Below are 19,018 nucleotides of genomic sequence, written 5' to 3'. Positions count from 1 at the left end.
ACGAGATAGGAGTCCGTCTCGTGGGCTCGGAGATGTGTATAAGAGACAGGGCTGATACCGTCCGACAGCGGCATCCAGGCTTTTCTTCCGTTTGCAGAAGCACCCGTTAGTTGTCCGAAAGGCGTGTTATTTGAAATTGACAGCGTACCGTGGCTCAATCTCGAAAACAAGGTATTGTGTTTCCTGTGGTCCATTTCCGTAAAGTGGGTCACATCGGCAGTGACCATATCCGCATAATCATCATCGTTTCCATATTTAGGTGCATTCAGACAATCCGTTCTGATCTGCTCATAGCCTTCGAAATCAGCTTTTAAAGCCTCATTAAGCTGCTGCAAGGTGTATTTCTTCTCATCAAATACTAATTTCTTTATTGCAGCCATGGAATCTGCGTATGTGGCCAGGCCCGTCCAAATAACCCCCGGTCCGTAGTTGTACATTGCCCCACCGGCTGAAACGTCCTTACCGTTTTCCATACAACCTTCGTACATGATGGACATGAGCGGTTTTGGTGCAAGCTCCCTGTGAACTCTTTGGGAAATAACCGTGGCGACATTTGTCAATTTTGTAATGTATTTGATCTGCTCTTTTACAGCATGTTCAAATTCTTCGTAGGTTTTAAAGTTGTTTATGTCGCCCATATCAGGGCAAACTTGTTTACCGTACCAAAGCGGAACACCTCTGTTCAAAGCAAGCTCGATACAAATAGGCCACTGAGTATATGCAGTGGAAGTCCACTGATAAAGTCTTCCCGACTTCTGCGGCTCTACGCAGCCCATCAAGCAATAGTCACGAGCATCTTCTATGGATACGCCCTTTGCCAGCATCATTTTTATATGTGTATCATCGAAGTGGCAAGCAGGGAAACCCATACTGGAACGAACGACCTCAACTATCTTCTTCATATATTTTTGTGGTGACGTATTGTGTATACGGCAAGACAGTGAAGGTTGGTAAATTTTAACATGCCTGACCGCATCCATCAATAAATGAGTCAATTCATTGGTAGCATCTCTGCCTTCTCTTGTAACACCACCTACGGTCATGTTCACAAACGGTTGGTAGCCTGCAAAGAATTTTGAGCCTCCTTCGCTTGTGATCCACATCATTTCGGACATTTTGATCAACATGCAGCCTGCCAGCTCGAATGCTTCAAATTCGGTCATTCTGCCATCTTCTATGTCCGCTTTGTAGAAGGGATACATATACTGGTCAACGCGCCCGAGAGACATGCCTGTCTGGTTTTCTTCCACCACAAGCAAGGATTCGATGGTCCACACCGCCTGAATAGCTTCCCAGAAGGTGCCTGGCTTATTGGCTGGAACTTTTGCATTGACTTCGGATATCTTCATTAGCTCTGCTTTACGCTTAGGGTCTGTCTCCTTTGCAGCCAGCTCTGCTGCATATTCCGACAGGCGTTTTGCATAAGTCATAATACCTTCGGTGGTATCTATGACCGATTTATAGAAATAGATCTTATCAATGTCTTCCGGATTGTCGTAATCCAATTTTTCCAAATGCTCTCTTGCTTCGCGCTGAATATCTTTCATACCCTTCTTCATCAGGATTACGTCGTAACCAGGACATGAGTCTCCTCCACCATTTAAAGCATGGTATGAGCAATCCGAAACAAAGGATTCGCCGGAAAGTTCCCAAACACCGGCTTCTCGATACTGATCTTCGCAGTGTTCGTCGACCGATTTACCCTTCCAATAAGGGAACAGTTCTTCGCGCATGATCTTCTTGTCTTCCTCGGAAATGTAGAACGGGTCCTGCAGACGAGTGCCTATGGTATCGATTTCATCTTCCATCCATCTCCAGGCAATATCGGGGGAAAAAGCACCTGCTCTCGGTGCGCCACACGGAGAACCTACGATTAGCTCGTTATCCTGTATTACAAGTGGCGCTGTTTCACAGCAATATTTGAAGCACTTTGCACGTAACAATATTTTCGGCATTCCGGGGTTTTCACTGGCTATCTTTGTTATCGCTCTTGCACGATATGTTGTGATAGTCGGGACCTGCTTCAGGAAATTTTCTTTCAGCTTCTTAAGACGCTCTGTTATTCCATCCGGAACTCCCGTTACGCTTGTCTCGTTTGAGACTTTTGTACTGTTTGCGCTCTTTGAATAAACGGTTGTATTTGAGGAGGATTCCCCACTCCCTACTATTTTCATATCTTTTACCCCTCATTACTTTCAAATTTCGACTAGACTTACATTTATCTTCAATCTTTGATGTATTTGTTAATTGTAGCCGCACCTTCTTCATGTGCATGATAGAAAACCCTCAGCTCGCCTTCTTCATCCAGATCATACCTGGTTTCTTCCAGCAGACCGTTGGTTACGGCAGTCATTAACGCTTCAATCACAGCCGGTTTTTTAAAGGCTTTAAAATGACCGTATTCACCTTTTAAAGCCTCCATGACGTCGTCAGCAGAAGCTTCTTCAACTGTGGCAAAATATTTCAAAATGGCATAGTTAAGCGGTTTCATACCGTCTTCCCTCCTTAAGATATACGTTCCTTCTTTCTAAACAGGTCCAGTGGATTCATTGCAATTACCAGGATACCAAATGCCATCATTATGGCAGCAACCCAGGCGACCGGAGACATTCCCCAACCTTCAAGGCCAAAAATAATACCAAGTATTATCCATGCGAAGAAGGGACCCCAGAAGGAGTAAGTCCCGTTAGCAGCCATACCCAATGCAGTACCGCACATACTGTTGCCTTTATACCAGAGGCTGAATGCAAACAATGCACAGAAACCGCTAACAAGGAACCATATCATTGCAGGTCCGCTGGTAAACGCCTGTACCGTCAGACTGCTGGCAAGACCAATATTTCCTGCTACCAACGCAAAAAGAGGGACCAATATCAAAAGGTTTGCAAGTCCTGAAGTCGCCTGACGTATGGTGATACCTATTTCATAGTCGATCATGGATGTACCGTAGCCGGCTATGCACCCTTCAAGACCCCATCCAAAAGCAGCTATGAAAGCAATCGCAATACCTAGAAGCATTCTTTCCGGAGCCTCACCTCCTACTACGCTTGTCCATCCGATCAGGAAACTGGCAGCAAAACAGATGCCAATACCTAGCATCATGCGCGCGCTTAATGCCTGCTTAAACAAAATTCTTGACAAGATAGCTCCTATGGACGGGCAAAGTGCACTTATCGGAATTATGATGGAGCCTGCCAATTGGAGGCCCGCCACATAAGCTGTAGTGGCAATGGGACCACCTACAAGGGCTGCAAAAATCATAATATGTCCTGGTTTGGTGTTTATACTTCTGAAAAAGTCTCCCATTTTACCTTTAAAAGCTGCAATACCCGTTGCCCATAGAGCACTGCAAATGTCGTTTACCGCAGCTCCTAACGCTGCCAACATGTATGTTATGACAAAAGCCGACAATAAAGCCGTGTTTTCGCCGTACCAATCGCCCCAAACGCCTTTGCTCATTGCCAGGGTTATAAAGGCTGTATACAATCCATAAAACATACCTGAGAGGACAGCAATACCTAAACCTTTTCTAAAATAACTTGATGACAATTTCAAGTATTTCTGTTTAGCTTCAATTGCCCCCGAATCTACCTTTCCTGACATTACACCCATAAAAACCACTCCAATAAATATTCATTATATAATTATAAATCGTTGTATATAATATGATTTACGCACTTGAGGACAGACAGTACAATCGTTATACCTATCGATTTCAGAATTTTTAACATCGATGAAGACGACAAAACAAAGAATGACCATTTCCTCGATATGATTGACAAAGCCGAAGAACGTGGTTTTAACCCCGAATTTGTTTTGTTTGATACATGGTATGCAAGTGTGAAAAAACTCAAAGCAATAAGGAAGAAAGAATGGCACTTCCTTACAAGGTTAAAGGGTAATCGTCTGGTAAACCCTGACAAAAAGGGAAATGTGCCACTTGAAACAGTAGATATTCCTCAGAAAGGACTCGTGGTTCACCTCAAGGCATATGGATTTGTAAAGATGTTCAGGATAGTTTCGAAAGATGGAGACACGCGACACTGGGTTACAGATGTTCAAGAGATGGATGAAGAAAAACGTGAAGATTTGGTAAAGAAGTCATGGAAAATTGAGGAATATCATAGAGGGATAAAACAGTTCTGTGGTGTAGAAAAGTGCCAGGCAAGAAAGGAAGAGGCACAAAGAGCACATATGTTCTCATTAAGAGCTTTCCTCAGACTATAATTATAGAGAGTTAAAAGTGGAATATCATGGTTTGAAAGTGCCATGAAAATTAGAAGAGTAGTAGCGACTGCATATTTAATAACCCACTGTACACATTAAACTAATTTATATATAAAGGGAGTTGGGAAAAACGAGGTGCTAAGAGTCAACTGCGTAACTCCTACAATTATTTAAAAGGAGGAAATCGAAATGGATCTTGAGAGTCTTGACTTTTATGCAATTTTTGACCTTTTTATTTTGCTCCTGATCGGTATGGGCCCGAAAATTGCACTTGTACCTTTTCTGGACCTGACCGCAGGCATGGAGGAGGAGACGCGGAAGAAGGTGGCGGGGCAGATGGTAAAAACGGCCGTTGGCGTTGCCCTTATCCTGGTCCTTCTCGGCTCGTTGCTGATGAAGCTCCTGCACTTTACCCCGGGAGCGGTGTCCATCGCCGGAGGCATCATCCTGATGCTTCTTGCCCTTCACATGCTGATCGGGTCAGGAAAATCAGAGGAACACGACGAAAAAACGGCTAGCCGTGATCCTATGCAGATGGCCCTGTACCCGCTGGCAGTGCCCTATCTGTTAAACCCGGCGGGAATTGCCGTGCTTGTAACCGTTTACGACCAGCTTGACTCGCTGCTCATGCTTGCCATTGTAGTCGGGCTTGTCCTCCTTATGGGTGCTCTCGACCTGGCTGTTTTCAAAAACCTGGACAAACTGGCAAAGCACCTGGACCCTTCCCGTTTAATGGTGACAGAGGCGGTTTTTGGAGTCCTGCTGGCCGCACTGGCCGTGCAACTGGTGCTGGATGGCCTGGCAAAGTTAGGCATCATTTCCGGGCTTCCCGGACATTAAAAATGTTCTCATTTCAACACCCGGGAAAATAAGCCAATATGTATATAATGATATACATAAAAGTGCATTTATATTTATAGGCGCGTTAATAAATTAAAAACCGAACCTTTGAACCGCAAGCCAGGGGGTGGTCTTGCAGGTTCTGAAAGAATGGGGGGTTAATAATACCTGAATTGATCGAATACGAGCCCGGAACACATTTTCCAGGAGTTATTGGAGGAACACTTGACGAATCCTCACCTGCCTGGCCCAGACCTACAAGGACAGGAGAGGGTGCACCGAATGTGATATTTTTCATTCTGGACGACGTGGGCTACGGCCAGATGTCAGTTTTTGGGGGGCTCTGTGAAATACCCAACCTGGAACAGCTGGCAAAAGGGGCCTGCGCTACATCAACGACAAGCTTGTGGCCAGCAGGGACTTGCCTCATACCGTGCCTAACCTCTTTAAAATTATCGGGCTGAGCTGCGGCTACGACGCAGACGACAGTGTCAACCCCGAAGAATACGGGGCACCGTTCACTTTCACAGGCAGGATCAGGCAGGTTGAACTTGACGTTTCAGGTTAACTGATCAAAGAAGATGAAGCTGACCTTAAGCGGATGATGATTCAGCAGTAAATTTTGAAATCGCGGCCATAAGGCCAAATATTATTTCGCATAAGGAGAAAAATTATCATGGCAATACTGGATGTCCTTTACAATCTTATGTCGCTGGTCTTTGTGCTCGGCACGATGATCTCGATGGGCATGAGCCTGACCGTGAAACAAATTACGGACCCTTTGCGCAATACACGCTTCGTGGTGATGGCCTTGCTGGCAAACTTCATTTTGATACCGGTGGCTGCCTACGTCCTCACCCTGGTGATCCCTCTGGATGAAGCCCTGGTCACCGGGCTGCTCCTGGTCTCGCTGGCGGCGGGCGCCCCGGCGCTGCCCAAGCTGGCCCAGATCTCCAGGGTTGATACCGCCGCTGCTACGGGTTTGATGGTGCTGTTGATCGTGGCAAGCATCATCATTATGCCCATCATTCTGCCCTTTCTGCTGCCCGGGGTCCAGATCACTTTCTGGGATATTGCCTCCGGCCTAATCTTTCTGATGTTAATTCCCCTGGCATTGAGCCTGTTCGTGCGGGCGCGCTGGGAAGAGGTTGCTGCAAGCGTCCAGCCCTACGCTGCGCAGGCATCCAATATCAGCCTACTCTTTTTGCTGGTTCTCATGCTGGTGATGAACTGGAGCAACGTGGTCAGCCTGTTTGGCTCCGGGGGTTTGATAGCCAGCATCCTCCTGGTGGTGATCGCCCTTGCGATCGGTTACGTGCTGGGTGGGCAGGACGCCTCCATAAAGTGGGTGCAGTCGCTGGGTGCCGGGCAGCGTAACATCGCCGCTGCGGTAGTCGTCGCGACGATGAATTTCAGCGAGGACCCCAATGTCCTGGTAATGATCATCGTTTATTCGCTGATCACCCTGATCCTGATGACGCCTCTTGCCGGGGAACTGGGCAGGCGGGCGAAAGCAGCCGCATAAAAAGGAAACAAACTGAAAAAGGAGAAATAAAACATGAGTACACAAGACGAAGTCCAAAGATCAATTCTTCCGATACCGGATATGCCGCATGCAGGTTTAACAACTTACGATGCCAGGGATCCTGACACGAGATTCCCGCCGATCAAGCCGCTGCGGCCGCCAAAAGAGGCACCCAACGTGCTGATTATCCTGCTGGACGACGTGGGTTTTGGTGCCTCCAGCGCCTTTGGCGGCCCGGCCAATACTCCCACCGCAGAGCGGCTGGCAAACACCGGCCTCAAGTACAACCGCTTCCACACCACCGCCCTGTGTGCACCCACCCGCGCGGCGCTGCTGACCGGGCGCAACCACCACTCGGTGGGGATGGGAAGTATCACTGAAGCATCGACACCGGCGCCCGGTTACAATGCCATGCGACCCAACAACAAAGCCCCCCTGCCGGAGATCCTCAGGCTTAATGGCTACTCGACCGCCCAGTTTGGGAAGTGTCATGAAGTGCCACCCTGGGAAACCAGCCCCATGGGGCCGTTTGATCGCTGGCCGACTGGCAGCGGTTTTGAGTATTTCTACGGCTTTGTCGGCGGGGAGACGAACCAGTACTATCCGGCCATCTACGAAGGCACCACCCCGGTCGAGCAGGACAGGTTGCCGGAAGAGGGCTACCATTTCACCGAGGATATGACCAATAAAGCCATCAAGTGGATCCGGCAGCAGAAAGCGCTCATGCCCGACAAGCCCTTCTTCATCTACTATGCCCCCGGCGCCACCCATGCCCCTCATCACGTACCCGCAGAATGGTCGGACAAGTATAGGGGTAAATTTGACCAGGGCTATGAAAAACTGCGGGAGGAAATCCTGGCCCGTCAGAAAGCCCTGGGCGTTGTCCCACCAGATTGCGAATTGACCCCCTGGAACAAAGAAGTCCCGCACTGGGAGCAAATCCCCGACGATATGAAGCCAGTGCTGGTCCGCCAGATGGAAGTTTATGCCGGGTTCCTGGAACACACCGATTACCACATCGGACGGGTGATCGATGCCCTGGAGGACCTAGAAATCCTGGACGATACGCTGATCTACTACATTATCGGCGATAACGGCGCCTCGGCCGAGGGCACATTTACCGGAGCCTTTATGGAACTGACCTTCCACAACGGCCGGCCGGACCTGGAAGCGCCGGAGATCGTGAAGGCGCATATCAATGATTTTGGCACGCCCAAAGCCTACAACCACTATGCTGCCGGTTGGGCTATGGCCATGAACACTCCCTACCAGTGGAGCAAGATGGTCGCCTCACACTGGGGGGGCACCCGCAACGGCACCGTGGTGCACTGGCCCCGGGGTATTCAAGCCCAGGGCGAAATCCGCAACCAGTTTATGCACGTGATCGACATTGCCCCCACGGTGCTGGAAGTCGCCGGAATCCCTGAACCGACCCAGGTGCATGGCATCACCCAGTCGCCCATGGAGGGTGTCAGCCTCCTTTACACCTTTAACGATGCCAGTGCTCCAGAGTGTCGGGAAACCCAATACTTTGAGGTATCCGGTAACCGAGGTATCTATCACAAAGGCTGGTCGGCTGTCACCCCGCATGTGGCCTCCTGGCGAGCCCATTTGCCGCAGGTTCCCTTTGATGAGGATGTCTGGGAGCTGTACGGACCGGACGATTGGAGCCAGGCCAGGGATCTGGCAGGGGAAATGCCGGAGGAACTGGAACGGCTCAAGCTTTTGTGGCTGATCGAGGCGACCAAGTACAATGTCCTGCCGATGGATGACCGCCTGGAGCGCCTGAATCCTGATCTAGCCGGCCGACCGCAGTTGGTGCGCGGCAAATCCCAGCTGCTCTTTGGGGGGATGGGGCGCTTAAACGAATGGTCGGTTATCAGCATCAAGAACAAATCTCATTCCGTGACCGCCGATGTAACGGTGCCAGACTCGGGCGCGGAAGGGGTGATCGTTGCCCAGGGCGGCATGTTTGGCGGCTGGAGCCTGTATGCCAAAGATGGCAGGCTCAAGTACTGCTACAACTTGCTGGGGCACAAGACCTGGTTTGTGGAGAGCGATCAGCCGGTTCCGGTCGGTCAACACCAGGTGCGGATGGAGTTTGCTTATGACGGCGGCGGGATCGGCAAAGGAGGCCTGGCAACGCTCTTTATTGACGGCAAAAAAGTTGGTTCGGGGCGCGTAGAAGAGACGCACATGATGATCTTTTCCACCGAGGACTGCGATGTCGGCCGGGAGACCGGATCGACGGTGTCGCCGGATTACGGCCCGCGCGGCAATAAGTTCAGCGGGGAGGTAAACTGGGTACAGATCGACCTCGGTCTGGATGACCAGGACCACCTGATCTCACCCGAAGAGCGCTTCAGTTTTGCGATGGCGCGGCAGTGAGCAGTTTGACGGAATCTGACCGCACCAGCACTAGCCTCTTCCGGATAGCGCTGGTGCGGATCGGGTGTGCTGCCCTGGCGATTGAAGGGCGGCCTTAGTAATTGCAATTACTCAATCATATTGTTCAATGTAAAGGAGACAAAAAAATGAGTAACATTACCCCGCAAGAAACAAAACAGATCGCCGAAGAGGCCTACATCTTTGCCTTCTCTATGCTGGAGAACTACAAGACGATGTATGTGCAGGCAATTAATGAAAATCTGCCCACGTTCCGGGCGCCGTTCAATCAGTTCAGCCACATGCGTCAACTTTTGGGGCCAGAGTTCACCGAGGTGGTCGGGCCCAATAACGACACCATGTACTCACTCGCCTGGTTGGATTTGGGCACCGAGCCCATCGTGCTCAGCCTGCCTGACATCGCCGGCGATCGGTACTATGTCATCCAGATCGTTGATATGTACACCTTCAACGTGGAATACATTGGCGCGCGCACAACCGGTTTTCAAGCCGGAACGTACCTGTTCGCCGGTCCCGGCTGGGATGGCCCGACCCCGGATGGAATAGATGGGGTGCGTCGGACTGAAGGTCGATTCCTCTTTTTGCTGGGACGCACCGCCGTTGCGGGGGCAGCAGATGTGCCCAATGTCAACTCCCTGCAAGACCAATATACCTTAACGCCCCTGAGCGCCTACCTGGGGCAGCCCGCGCCTGACCCTGTGCCGGCTCCGGACTTCCCCCCTTATGATCCCGAAAAGGCGGCTTCTATCGAGTTCATAAACTACTTTAACTTTTTACTGGGGCAGATTGAACTCGGCCCGAGCGAACGCTCGCTGCTGAAAAAATGGACCATGATCGGGGTTCAACCCGGCCGGCCTTTCGATCCGCAGGCAATGGCACCGGAGGTGCAAGAGGCTGTAGCTGAAGGTGTGGCGGTCGCTTTGCAAAAGATTCAAACTGAGAGCCGGAGAGTTGGCCGAAATGTCAACAATTGGACCTTGATTGGCGAGGGCTTCGGCTACCGTTCGATGTTAGAGGGCAAAGATCTGCTCCGTGCCGCGGCCAATATGGTGGGGATATACGGCAACAACCCCGAAGAAGCCTACAATTTTAGTGTATTCAATGACAACGATGGCGAGCCTCTGGATGCTTCGAAGCACAACTATGTGATCCATTTCGAAACACCGCCGCCGGTAAAAGCCTTCTGGTCCGTGACCATGTACAAATTGCCCAGACCGCTCTTCATCGAGAACCCGATCAATCGTTACTCTATCGGTGATCGCACACCCGGCTTCAATCCTCATGAAGATGGCTCGGTGACCATCTATCTCCAGCACGAGTCACCCGGTCCTGAGAAGGAGTCTAACTGGCTGCCCGCGCCGGATGGCCCATTCGCGCTGGCGCTGCGCATCTACTGGCCCGAACAGGATATTCTCGATGGAAAATGGAAGCCTTCGGCGATCAAGAAGGCATAACATCCAATTTGATCAACCCAACATCCAATTTGATCAACCCTATTTTCAAATGTAAAGGAGACAAAAAAATGAGTAACATTACCTCGCAAGAAGCAAAACAGATCGCCGAAGAGGCCTATATTTATGGCTTGCAGCAGGCCGTGTTTTATGTAGCCCGCTTCGTTTTTACTCAATTAGAGGCAGCGCCGAAATACGTAGGAGTCAACCGCCTGATATTTAATTACAAACCATCAGGGCCGGATGACCGGGAGATAGTTACCCCTAATGCCACAACCTTATATGGCGCGGGATTCTTCGATCTCTCGGAAGAACCACTCATCGTTGAACTCCCGGAAATCGTCGACCGATACTATTCTTTTCAGGCAATGGACCAGTACGGCGATTATTTTTTTTATGCAGGCAATCAGTTTACCGGCCGAGAGGCCCAGCAGTTTATTCTGGTCGGGCCAAACTGGTCGGGGAAAATCCCGGCTGAGTTTGCCGGTACACACATAATCAACGCACCATCAGCAGCCGGGTTCATGATTGCACGCATTGCGCTTAAAAGCTACGCTGACGCTGAAGTGAAGGCGGTAAATGGCTATCAAGATAAGATTATGGCCACGCCGCTCAACCAGTGGCTGGAAAATGGTCATCAGGCTGTACCTCCAGCACAGAGGCCAAAAGTAAAGGGCAATTATGCCGTGTTTCCCCGGATGCCTCAACTGGCCCGGGCACTGGTTGAAGTTCAAACGGCCATGGATTACTTTCAACTTTTGAGCCTGGCTCTTAACGACCCGACTATGACCAAACGCACCGACTCGCTGAAGGAAGTTGAGACGCTGACCAGATTGGCCAGGATTGGGTTAATGGAAGGCAATCTTTTTGACCCGGCCGTATTGGACAAAGCCACAAGAGATGCGATGGAAGCAGGTTTTGAGGCAGGTAAACAAAAGGTCAAAGCCGCAGTTCGAGACGGGATGATCCCCATGAATGGCTGGATGGTGACAAAGGATATGGGTAATTTCGGTACCGACTACCTGACCCGCGCCGCTATTGCTGATGCCGGCTGGGGTGGACCGGAAGCCAAATCCCATATAGGCGGATTCTGCTTTGTAGATGCAGAGGGACAGCAACTCAATGGCGGACAACGCTACACCTTAACCCTTGACACCAACAATCCACCGCCGTGTACCGAGTTCTGGTCTATCCCCATTTACGATATAGAGGGCTACTTTATACACAACGAAATTGACCGCTACACGGTCAACAGTTTCATGGTCGAGAAAGGGGGGTTTTATGTAGATGACCAGGGCCAGCTTACCTTTTACATCCAGCGTGAACGGCCAACTGACCCAAACCGGGTTAAAAATTGGCTACCTGCACCAGCAGGAGATTTTCGTCTCGTGGCTCGCTTCTACGGCCCCAAAGCGCCGCTGATTGATGGTTCGTACCCCATGCCGCGACCAGTACCAGTCGAGTGATTATTTTTTTGTTTAGCTGAGTTTGATAAGGAAACCGAAAGCGTTCGATCCACTGTACGTCCCGCCCTCAGTCAAGAAGGCGTAACATCCAAAATTGACCAACCTTATTATCAAATGTAAAGGGGACAAAACTGGCTTCACAAGACAAAATTAAGCGAGAAGTATTGCCAATCCCTGAAAAACCCTGCGTGGGGTTGTCAACGTTCACCTCCAGAGACCCGGAAACCCGTTTCCCGCCGTATGAGCCGCTGCGACCGCCGGAAGGAGCGCCGAACGTACTTAAAATTATGCTGGACGATGGGGGGTTTTGGCGCCTCCATCGCCTTCGGCGGCCCGGTCAACACCCCTGCGCACGCCACGTTTGAACTTTGGCGATGGCGCACCAATAAGCAGTTTGCTGGCAATCCGTGAGAAGGTGGGGGAACAGATGATGAATCTGAACTGAAACGGATAATGACAGAACAGTAAATTTTTGATATCATTCCAGACTACTGGTTCCACCGGTGATTGCAGCACAGATTTAGAGCTGCCGACACCCGGCGTGTTCGAGAAGAAAGGGGAGCTCGAAACGACCAGGGGGAACAAAGCGTTTATCGTCGGAAGCCAGTTGGCCGGAAAAAATACACAACCAAATAGATATCAGCAAACAATAATCAGCGGATAGTTATCAGCACTCAGAATTAAATAAAGGGGGGTTCTCATGAACTTAATTCATCGATTCTCAGCAGAGCTTATAGGTACTTTCTGGCTGGTCCTCGGCGGCTGCGGAAGCGCAGTTCTGGCGGCCGGCTTCCCGGAGCTGGGCATCGGCTTTGCCGGCGTCGCCCTGGCTTTCGGGCTTACCGTCCTGACAATGGCTTTTGCGATCGGACATATCTCGGGCTGCCACCTCAACCCGGCTGTCACGATCGGTCTGTTCACAGGCGGCCGCTTTCCTGCAAAGGACATCGTTCCGTATATCATTGCACAGCTGGCAGGAGCTATCATCGCCGCGTTCGTACTGTCGGTAATCGCCAGTGGCCAGCCCGGCTTTAATCTGGTAGAGAGCGGTTTTGCGGCCAATGGGTATGGGGAACACTCGCCGGGAGGCTACTCGCTATCCTCAGCACTGGTCTGCGAGTTCGTGATGACTTTCATGTTTCTTTTCATTATTCTCGGCTCGACAGACGACCGTGCCCCGCAGGGTTTTGCGCCGATTGCCATAGGGCTTGGGCTGACCCTGATCCACCTGATCAGCATTCCGGTGACAAACACTTCAGTGAACCCTGCCCGCAGCACATCACAGGCACTATTCGTCGGCGGCTGGGCAATTCAGCAGCTTTGGCTGTTCTGGGTGGCTCCGATCATCGGAGCTATTCTGGCTGGCATCGCATATCGCGCGGTCGGCAGTAACGCCGGATCAAAAACGGAAGGATAAGAAAACGCCAGAATTTAGGTTCTGAGACAGTCAGGTAAGGCAAAACCGTTCAGCCAGACAACATCCCGCCAGGTAAACAGGAGGAATCTGCTCATGAAAGTCGTGAGATTTATTGCCGGAATGCGTTACTTCGTGCTGATTCCGGTGATAGGGCTGGCAATTACAGCTGGAATTTTGTTTATCAAGGGAGGCATCGACCTTCTAGATTTCCTCTATGAAATGATTGCCGGAATAGGGGAGATGGATACAAAAAGTACCATCATTATCGAACTTGTGGAGATAGTCCATCTTTTCCTGGTCGGTACAGTACTCTTCATCACTTCATTCGGCCTCTACCAGTTGTTTATCCAGCCGCTCCCTTTACCGGCCTGGCTGGAGATAAATGACATTGAGGAACTGGAGTTAAACCTGGTGGGGCTCACGGCAGTCGTGCTGGCAGTTAACTTCCTGAGCGTCGTCCTTGAACAGCATGAGGACAACCTTGCCCTCTATGGAATAGGATACGCCCTGCCTATTGCAGCCCTCTCTTACTTCATAAAGGTGCGCTCGAAGACGATAGACAACGGGAAAGAAAACCTGCCTGCAAGCAGCGAAATTAACTCTCAAGTTAGTGAAGCAAACCGGGTATTGTATAAAAAGGGAAATGAAGCCGGAATCCCCAAATATCCCTTTAAAGAAGAAAAAACCGGAAAAAAGGAAAAATAATTTTCAGTCAAAATGAAAAGATCCATTTAAAAAGATCTGTCTAAAAAGATCTGTCTAAAAAGATCCGTTTAAAAAGATCCGTTTAAAAAGATCCATTTACTCATTACTCTTTAAAGGCTGCTTTAAATCAGTGGTAACTCTTCAATAAATTTTCAAGGAAAATCCAGACCTTTTCAATCGAGGGAATAAAAATCCTCTCAGCCGGAGAATGGGGGTCTTTGATAGTAGGTCCAAAGGAAATCATCTCCATATCCATGCATTTCGAGCCGATTACCCCGCATTCAAGTCCGGCGTGCACGACCTCAATCTCAGGCTCTTTTTGGAAGGTCCGGGTGTAAACCTGTCTGCATCTGGAGATCAGCCCTGATTCAAGGTCAGGCTCCCAGGCAGGGTACCCGGTTTCGTGCTCAACTCCAGCTCCGGCAAGCTTTGCCACGGCTTCCACTTTCCCGGAAATTTCAGCCAGCCTGGACATGACGGAACTGCGCTGGCTTGAGATGATTTGTATCTCTGTTTTCCCGGTCCTCACGGTTGCAAGGTTGTTTGAGGTCTCCACAAGTCCCGGGATCCTGTCCGACATCCTGTAGACCCCGTGGGGGAGGGCAAGGAGCAGCCCGAGAAGCTTCTCTTCGGTCCCGGAAGAAAAGACCCGGTTTGCAGGAGCTTCCTTTCTGGCAACCTTCCCTTCGGAATTTTCAAACACGATCCCATTTTCAACTTCCCTGAAACTCAAAACAAGGTCAGGGTCGGTTTTCGCATATTCGGACCTCAAAGTTTTCCCAAATTCTGAAACAAGCCGCTCCGCCTGCTCAAATTTCTCCCTGTCCAGAGCCACAAAAGCATCCATAAAATTCGGAATAGTATTATGGGTGCCCCCCCCGCTCAGGAAGACAAGCCTGATGCATTCCTTTCCCACCTGTTCCCGAAGCCCGGCAAACGCTCTGGCAAGCAGCTGGATCCCGTTAGCCCGCTGCCTGTGGATCTCAACTCCGGAATGCCCACCTTCCAGCCCCTCTACCACGAGCTTGCAGAGCCCAAACTGACACCCCTTTCCATACTCAAAGGGTTCCCACTCAAGCGGCAGCGTGATCCGGGAATTCTTCCCTCCGGCACACCCGACGATAAATGCCCCTTCATCCTCCGAGTCCAGGTTCAGCAGAATTCTGCCTTCGAAAAATCCTTTTTCAAGCCCCATGACTCCTGTCAATCCGGTCTCCTCGTCCACCGTAAAGAGCAGTTCCAGAGGTGGGTGCCCGATTTCCCCCTTCTTCCCTGCCTCGGCCAGCACCAGCCCCATGGCAAGTGCAATCCCGTTGTCCGCCCCGATTGAGGTCCCATCTCCCCTCAGCCAGTCCCCTTCATACACGCACCTGACCGGGTCCCTGGAAAAGTCATGCTTTGAGTCCTTGCTCTTTTCGCAGACCATGTCCATGTGTCCCTGCAGTATAATTACAGGAGAATTCTCATACCCGAGAGTAGCCGGGACTTTGACGAGGACGTTATTTACAGCATCGGTTTTTACCTCAAAGCCTCCGGCTACTGCCCATTCCTTTAGCCAGAGGGAAAGCTTTTCTTCATGTTTCGAACAGCGCGGGATTTTATTGATTTCCTCAAACATTTCAAGGATTTGCCGGGTTTTTGGGTGCATGGTGAATCAACTCAGGTCTTTTGTGCGGATCGGCAGCAATGTCAGCAGCACTAAACCCCGCCGCAAGACAATTATCAGTAATTCATAAATTAACCATAAATCGACCATAAATCAGTCAGATATCATTTATAAGTCATATATCATTCGATAGAAATAACAGACATAAAAACATGAAAGAAGATTAAAAAGTTGTGCTCCCCTGAAAATTGATTAATTAAGATTCGTGATCAAATCAACTTCATGAATTCAGGAATTTTAGAGATCCTTTGCCTTCTTAAAACCGAGCGCTTTCTCAAAACAGAGTGCTTTAACAGGAGCAAGTCATTTTTCACATCATTCCTGATACAGAAAGCGTTTTCAGCCTCCCTGCGAACCCTGGTTTTTTCGACATCCGCTTCCGGGAGATGCGCCAGCGCCTTCTTCTGGTGCTCCTGAATATTGCTGAAGAAATGTCCCCCGAACTGAGAAAATACATCCCTTAACCCCAAAAACCGCTTTTCAATTCACTGGATACATAAGCTCCTACGTAAGCTCCTACGTAAGCTCCTACGTAAGCTCCTCCTCCAGATAATCTGGCGGCCCTGCAAAAAAAGCAGAAAAACAAAAAAAGCCCGACTAGAAAATAGACTCGAAAGAGAGTAATTTCAGATAGAATTTGATTCAGCTTTCGTTGGTATCTTTACAGGTTTCCTCTATACATTTTCTTTGCGTTGACATTAGGATTTTTCTGGCGCTTTTATCTGTTCGTTTTTTGTTGACTTCTTCCAGCTTATTCGATATTTTTAATTCGCTGGCTTTTCTTTGCTCTTCTTTTTTCGTTATAAGACCGCTCTCCTGCGTCGAGCGTGGCAGGAACGACCCGGTATAGAGAATAAGGTTGTACGGGTCAGAGAAATCGTAATTCAGTCCTCTTGAGCGAAGCTCACTGCAATAAACTATAAATTAGTCTGCTTGAGCGAGCGAAGTTTACTACTATATCTATAAAGTAGTCCTCTTGAGCGCAGCGAAAAGGACCGCGTACTCCCGAGGCGCAATTCGGGTGCCGAGGCGCAATTCGGGCGAGTCACAATTCGGGTGCAGAAAAATCCCTGTTCTTACCCTTAATTTTTAGAATCTGAATACTTTCCAGAATCATTTATTACTGCGCTCAAATACTATTGATTTTTAAGAGAGACCTTTAGACAGATGCTTCGCCAGGAAAAATGGATATAAACGTCCCATTCGAGAGAAAGGCTCCTTTAGGACAGCCATAAAGGCATCAAAGCAAGTATTTTAATATGAAATACTTTTATAGAAATGTGGCTATTTATATTACACAGGAATACACGAAACCATACTACAAAATCTTACAATTTCCATAAGCCTTTCTGGCAGCGATTAAACGGAAGGAAACTGGGAGAAGAGCTTGAAGAAAATGAGTGTGAATCAGACTCGTTTCCGGGGTATAGCGGGTCTGAATTAGCAGCCTACTTTATAAATCTACTTTAATAGCCTACATTAGCAGATCTGATGTAGCATTGCTGAAATTGATCAGGGGGATCAGGCTTCATGGTAGAAACTTCGGATTTATTGATCTTCTGGGCGGTGGTTATGGCCCGCTTCTTAATACCGCTTTCTATTCCTCGCTACCCCCTCCCCGGCGTGCTTGCCTGCCTAATTCTCGACGGGGTGGACCAAACGATCTTCCAGCTGTTTACTAACCTACCCCTTGAAGGTTACCAGGGCTATGATAAAGCCCTTGACATTTATTACCTGACTATTACATACCTGTCGACCCTCCGTAACTGGTCGAACCTCTACGCTTTCAAGCTGGACCGCTTCCTCTTCTACTACCGACTTGTCGGCGTTGCGATCTTCGAACTCGTACATCTGCGCCCTCTGCTGCTAATTTTTCCCAACACATTCGAGTACTTCTTCATCTTCTACGAAGCAGTCCGCCTTAAATGGGACCCGAAAGTACTGACAAAAAGCAAATTGATAACCGCAGCAGCCCTTATCTGGATCTTCGTCAAAATACCTCAGGAATACTGGATACACGTCGCCCAGCTGGACACCACCGACTGGATAAAAGCCAATCCCTCTAATGCTCTTATCCTGATTGCCTATGCAGCTTTCCTGCTCGGCATGGCCTGGTGGCTGCTCCGAGACCTGCCCCCCACCCGCCCGGGTCTGGAAATAGCTGCTGCTCCGATTGCAGCCGCCCCGATTGCAGCCGCCCCGGCGGTTGTCCCCTCCGGAGCAGAAACAGCAAAGGAACAGCAGGAACGCCTCATTAATAAACAGGTGATCGAGAAGATCGTACTGATATCTCTCCTGACCATCATCTTCGCCCAGATACTTCCGGAAGTACGGGCAAACAACCTACAGATAGCTATCATCGTAGCTGTTTTTGTCGTGATAAACACAGCACTGAGCCACTGGCTGACCCGTCACGGAAGGCACTGGCGTTCGATCATAAGGGAATTTATCGTGATGTCTGCAGTAAATATGGGCATTGTCCTGCTTATTAACTATCTCCTGCCCAGGTACAACGGCTCGATTAACCTAGAAAGTACGCTCTTCTTCATCCTGCTCCTGACCCTGAACATTACCCTCTACGACCGCTACTGGCAACTCCATGTTAATAACCATAACAACAGTGTTTCCGGCAAAGAGGAAGAAAAGAAGTAACTTTATTCAGGAAGACTGTGCGCAAACTTTTTGTGCGGGGCCTGGAGGTAAATATTTAACCGTAATCCCATCATTAAGTTACCCCCACTAACCGTTTATGGTCTATTTTTCAGGTAGCTGCACTTTCACGGCTCGAAGCAGACGGCCTTTTCCAAAAACATATGAAAATTGAATTCAAAGGCAGTGCTATTTTGAATTTAAATGCCCTAAAAAGGCTATTCTGATATACAAAAAGAATTGGGGAATGAATAAAAAAGATATTCAAATGAATAAAAAAGATATGTACGATGTAAAAATGATTGGTCCGGCTCCCAATCTCAGATCAAAACTTGAAGAGATCTTGAAGAGATCATTCAACCTATATTTCAAATTCTTGAGATTTCTAACGATTAAAAACCAGAATCTACTCAAGACTCGCGATCTCCTTCTCCCCAAACTCAGATCAGGGAAATAGATGTTTCTGATCGATATTCACATAAGAAACAAGGTTCAAGAATCATAATTAAACCATTAAAAAAGCAATTTCAAAGAAGCAAAAACAATAGATTTGAAGTAGTATAGGGTGAATTTGGCAACGATCCAGAGTTCCCGAAGGCTCGCACACTTCAGTACAGTAAGGAACGTGGGCAGGCTTATCTTCTGTGTTCGGAAAGGGTACAGGAG

At 49.2% G+C, this 19,018-nt stretch carries 16 protein-coding genes and 1 rRNA gene; 11 read left to right on the top strand and 6 right to left on the bottom strand.

Going from position 1 to position 19,018, the window contains the following annotated elements:
* The 3 genes from cutC to EO95_RS01270 form a co-directional block, all read right to left on the bottom strand.
* Positions 1 to 2,174 (bottom strand): choline trimethylamine-lyase (gene cutC, locus EO95_RS01280; RefSeq protein WP_082105884.1); only part of this gene is annotated, 2,174 nt, incomplete at its 3' end.
* A gap of 50 nt (positions 2,175 to 2,224) precedes the next feature.
* Positions 2,225 to 2,491 carry a hypothetical protein gene (locus EO95_RS01275; protein ID WP_048131457.1) on the bottom strand — a complete coding sequence of 89 codons (267 nt, stop codon included), beginning with the start codon at positions 2,489 to 2,491 and terminating at the stop codon, positions 2,225 to 2,227.
* 14 nt (positions 2,492 to 2,505) lie between these two features.
* Positions 2,506 to 3,498 carry a hypothetical protein gene (locus EO95_RS01270; protein WP_235282809.1) on the bottom strand — a complete coding sequence of 331 codons (993 nt, stop codon included), beginning with the start codon at positions 3,496 to 3,498 and terminating at the stop codon, positions 2,506 to 2,508.
* Between the two features lie 180 nt (positions 3,499 to 3,678).
* Between EO95_RS01270 and EO95_RS01265 the strand changes: the two genes are divergently transcribed.
* The 10 genes from EO95_RS01265 to EO95_RS01230 all read left to right on the top strand — a co-directional run bounded on the left by EO95_RS01265 (position 3,679) and on the right by EO95_RS01230 (position 14,037).
* Positions 3,679 to 4,227 (top strand): transposase, encoded by a 549-nt coding sequence (locus EO95_RS01265; RefSeq protein ID WP_082105883.1) that lies wholly within the window; start codon positions 3,679 to 3,681, stop codon positions 4,225 to 4,227.
* Positions 4,228 to 4,416: 189 nt separating this feature from the next.
* A complete protein-coding gene (locus EO95_RS01260) occupies positions 4,417 to 5,067 on the top strand; it encodes a MarC family protein (protein ID WP_048131456.1) in 651 nt (216 codons plus the stop codon).
* A gap of 173 nt (positions 5,068 to 5,240) precedes the next feature.
* The gene (locus EO95_RS17370; RefSeq protein WP_156163947.1) at positions 5,241 to 5,531 is read left to right on the top strand and encodes a hypothetical protein; all 291 of its coding nucleotides are present in this window, start codon (positions 5,241 to 5,243) and stop codon (positions 5,529 to 5,531) included.
* Positions 5,501 to 5,635, top strand: a complete 135-nt coding sequence (locus tag EO95_RS18395) for a hypothetical protein (RefSeq protein WP_268767880.1) — start codon at positions 5,501 to 5,503, stop codon at positions 5,633 to 5,635. Before EO95_RS17370 ends, EO95_RS18395 begins: the two co-directional genes overlap by 31 nt.
* Positions 5,636 to 5,743: 108 nt before the next feature.
* A complete protein-coding gene (locus tag EO95_RS01255) occupies positions 5,744 to 6,592 on the top strand; it encodes a bile acid:sodium symporter family protein (RefSeq protein WP_048131455.1) in 849 nt (282 codons plus the stop codon).
* Between the two features lie 33 nt (positions 6,593 to 6,625).
* On the top strand, positions 6,626 to 8,980 hold the full coding sequence (locus EO95_RS01250; RefSeq protein WP_048131454.1) for an arylsulfatase: 2,355 nt from the start codon (positions 6,626 to 6,628) through the stop codon (positions 8,978 to 8,980).
* Between the two features lie 146 nt (positions 8,981 to 9,126).
* Positions 9,127 to 10,452, top strand: coding sequence for a DUF1254 domain-containing protein (locus tag EO95_RS01245; protein WP_052733453.1), 1,326 nt, complete (start codon positions 9,127 to 9,129; stop codon positions 10,450 to 10,452).
* A complete protein-coding gene (locus EO95_RS01240; protein WP_052733452.1) occupies positions 10,422 to 11,915 on the top strand; it encodes a DUF1254 domain-containing protein in 1,494 nt (497 codons plus the stop codon). Before EO95_RS01245 ends, EO95_RS01240 begins: the two co-directional genes overlap by 31 nt.
* 700 nt (positions 11,916 to 12,615) lie before the next feature.
* Positions 12,616 to 13,332, top strand: coding sequence for an aquaporin Z (aqpZ, locus tag EO95_RS01235; protein ID WP_200894971.1), 717 nt, complete (start codon positions 12,616 to 12,618; stop codon positions 13,330 to 13,332).
* Between the two features lie 93 nt (positions 13,333 to 13,425).
* Entirely contained in the window at positions 13,426 to 14,037 is a 612-nt protein-coding gene (locus tag EO95_RS01230; RefSeq protein WP_048131453.1) for a YqhA family protein, read from the top strand.
* A 127-nt stretch (positions 14,038 to 14,164) separates the two neighbouring features.
* On the opposite strand, the gene pepD is transcribed toward EO95_RS01230, so the two are convergent.
* Both pepD and EO95_RS01220 read right to left on the bottom strand, forming a co-directional pair.
* Positions 14,165 to 15,685 carry a beta-Ala-His dipeptidase gene (pepD, locus tag EO95_RS01225; RefSeq protein WP_048131452.1) on the bottom strand — a complete coding sequence of 507 codons (1,521 nt, stop codon included), beginning with the start codon at positions 15,683 to 15,685 and terminating at the stop codon, positions 14,165 to 14,167.
* 227 nt (positions 15,686 to 15,912) lie between these two features.
* Positions 15,913 to 16,173 carry a hypothetical protein gene (locus tag EO95_RS01220; RefSeq protein ID WP_048131451.1) on the bottom strand — a complete coding sequence of 87 codons (261 nt, stop codon included), beginning with the start codon at positions 16,171 to 16,173 and terminating at the stop codon, positions 15,913 to 15,915.
* Positions 16,174 to 17,233: 1,060 nt separating this feature from the next.
* Here EO95_RS01220 and EO95_RS01215 point away from each other — a divergent pair.
* Positions 17,234 to 18,355 (top strand): hypothetical protein, encoded by a 1,122-nt coding sequence (locus EO95_RS01215; protein ID WP_048131450.1) that lies wholly within the window; start codon positions 17,234 to 17,236, stop codon positions 18,353 to 18,355.
* A gap of 566 nt (positions 18,356 to 18,921) precedes the next feature.
* Here the strand turns inward: EO95_RS01215 and rrf are convergent.
* Positions 18,922 to 19,018: ribosomal RNA gene (rrf, locus tag EO95_RS01205) — 5S ribosomal RNA — on the bottom strand; the annotation flags it as partial.

This window comes from Methanosarcina sp. 1.H.T.1A.1 (assembly GCF_000979295.1).
GTDB lineage: Archaea > Halobacteriota > Methanosarcinia > Methanosarcinales > Methanosarcinaceae > Methanosarcina.
Note: the sequence above shows the minus strand (reverse complement) of the source record. Positions and strands in the feature narration are given on the sequence as shown.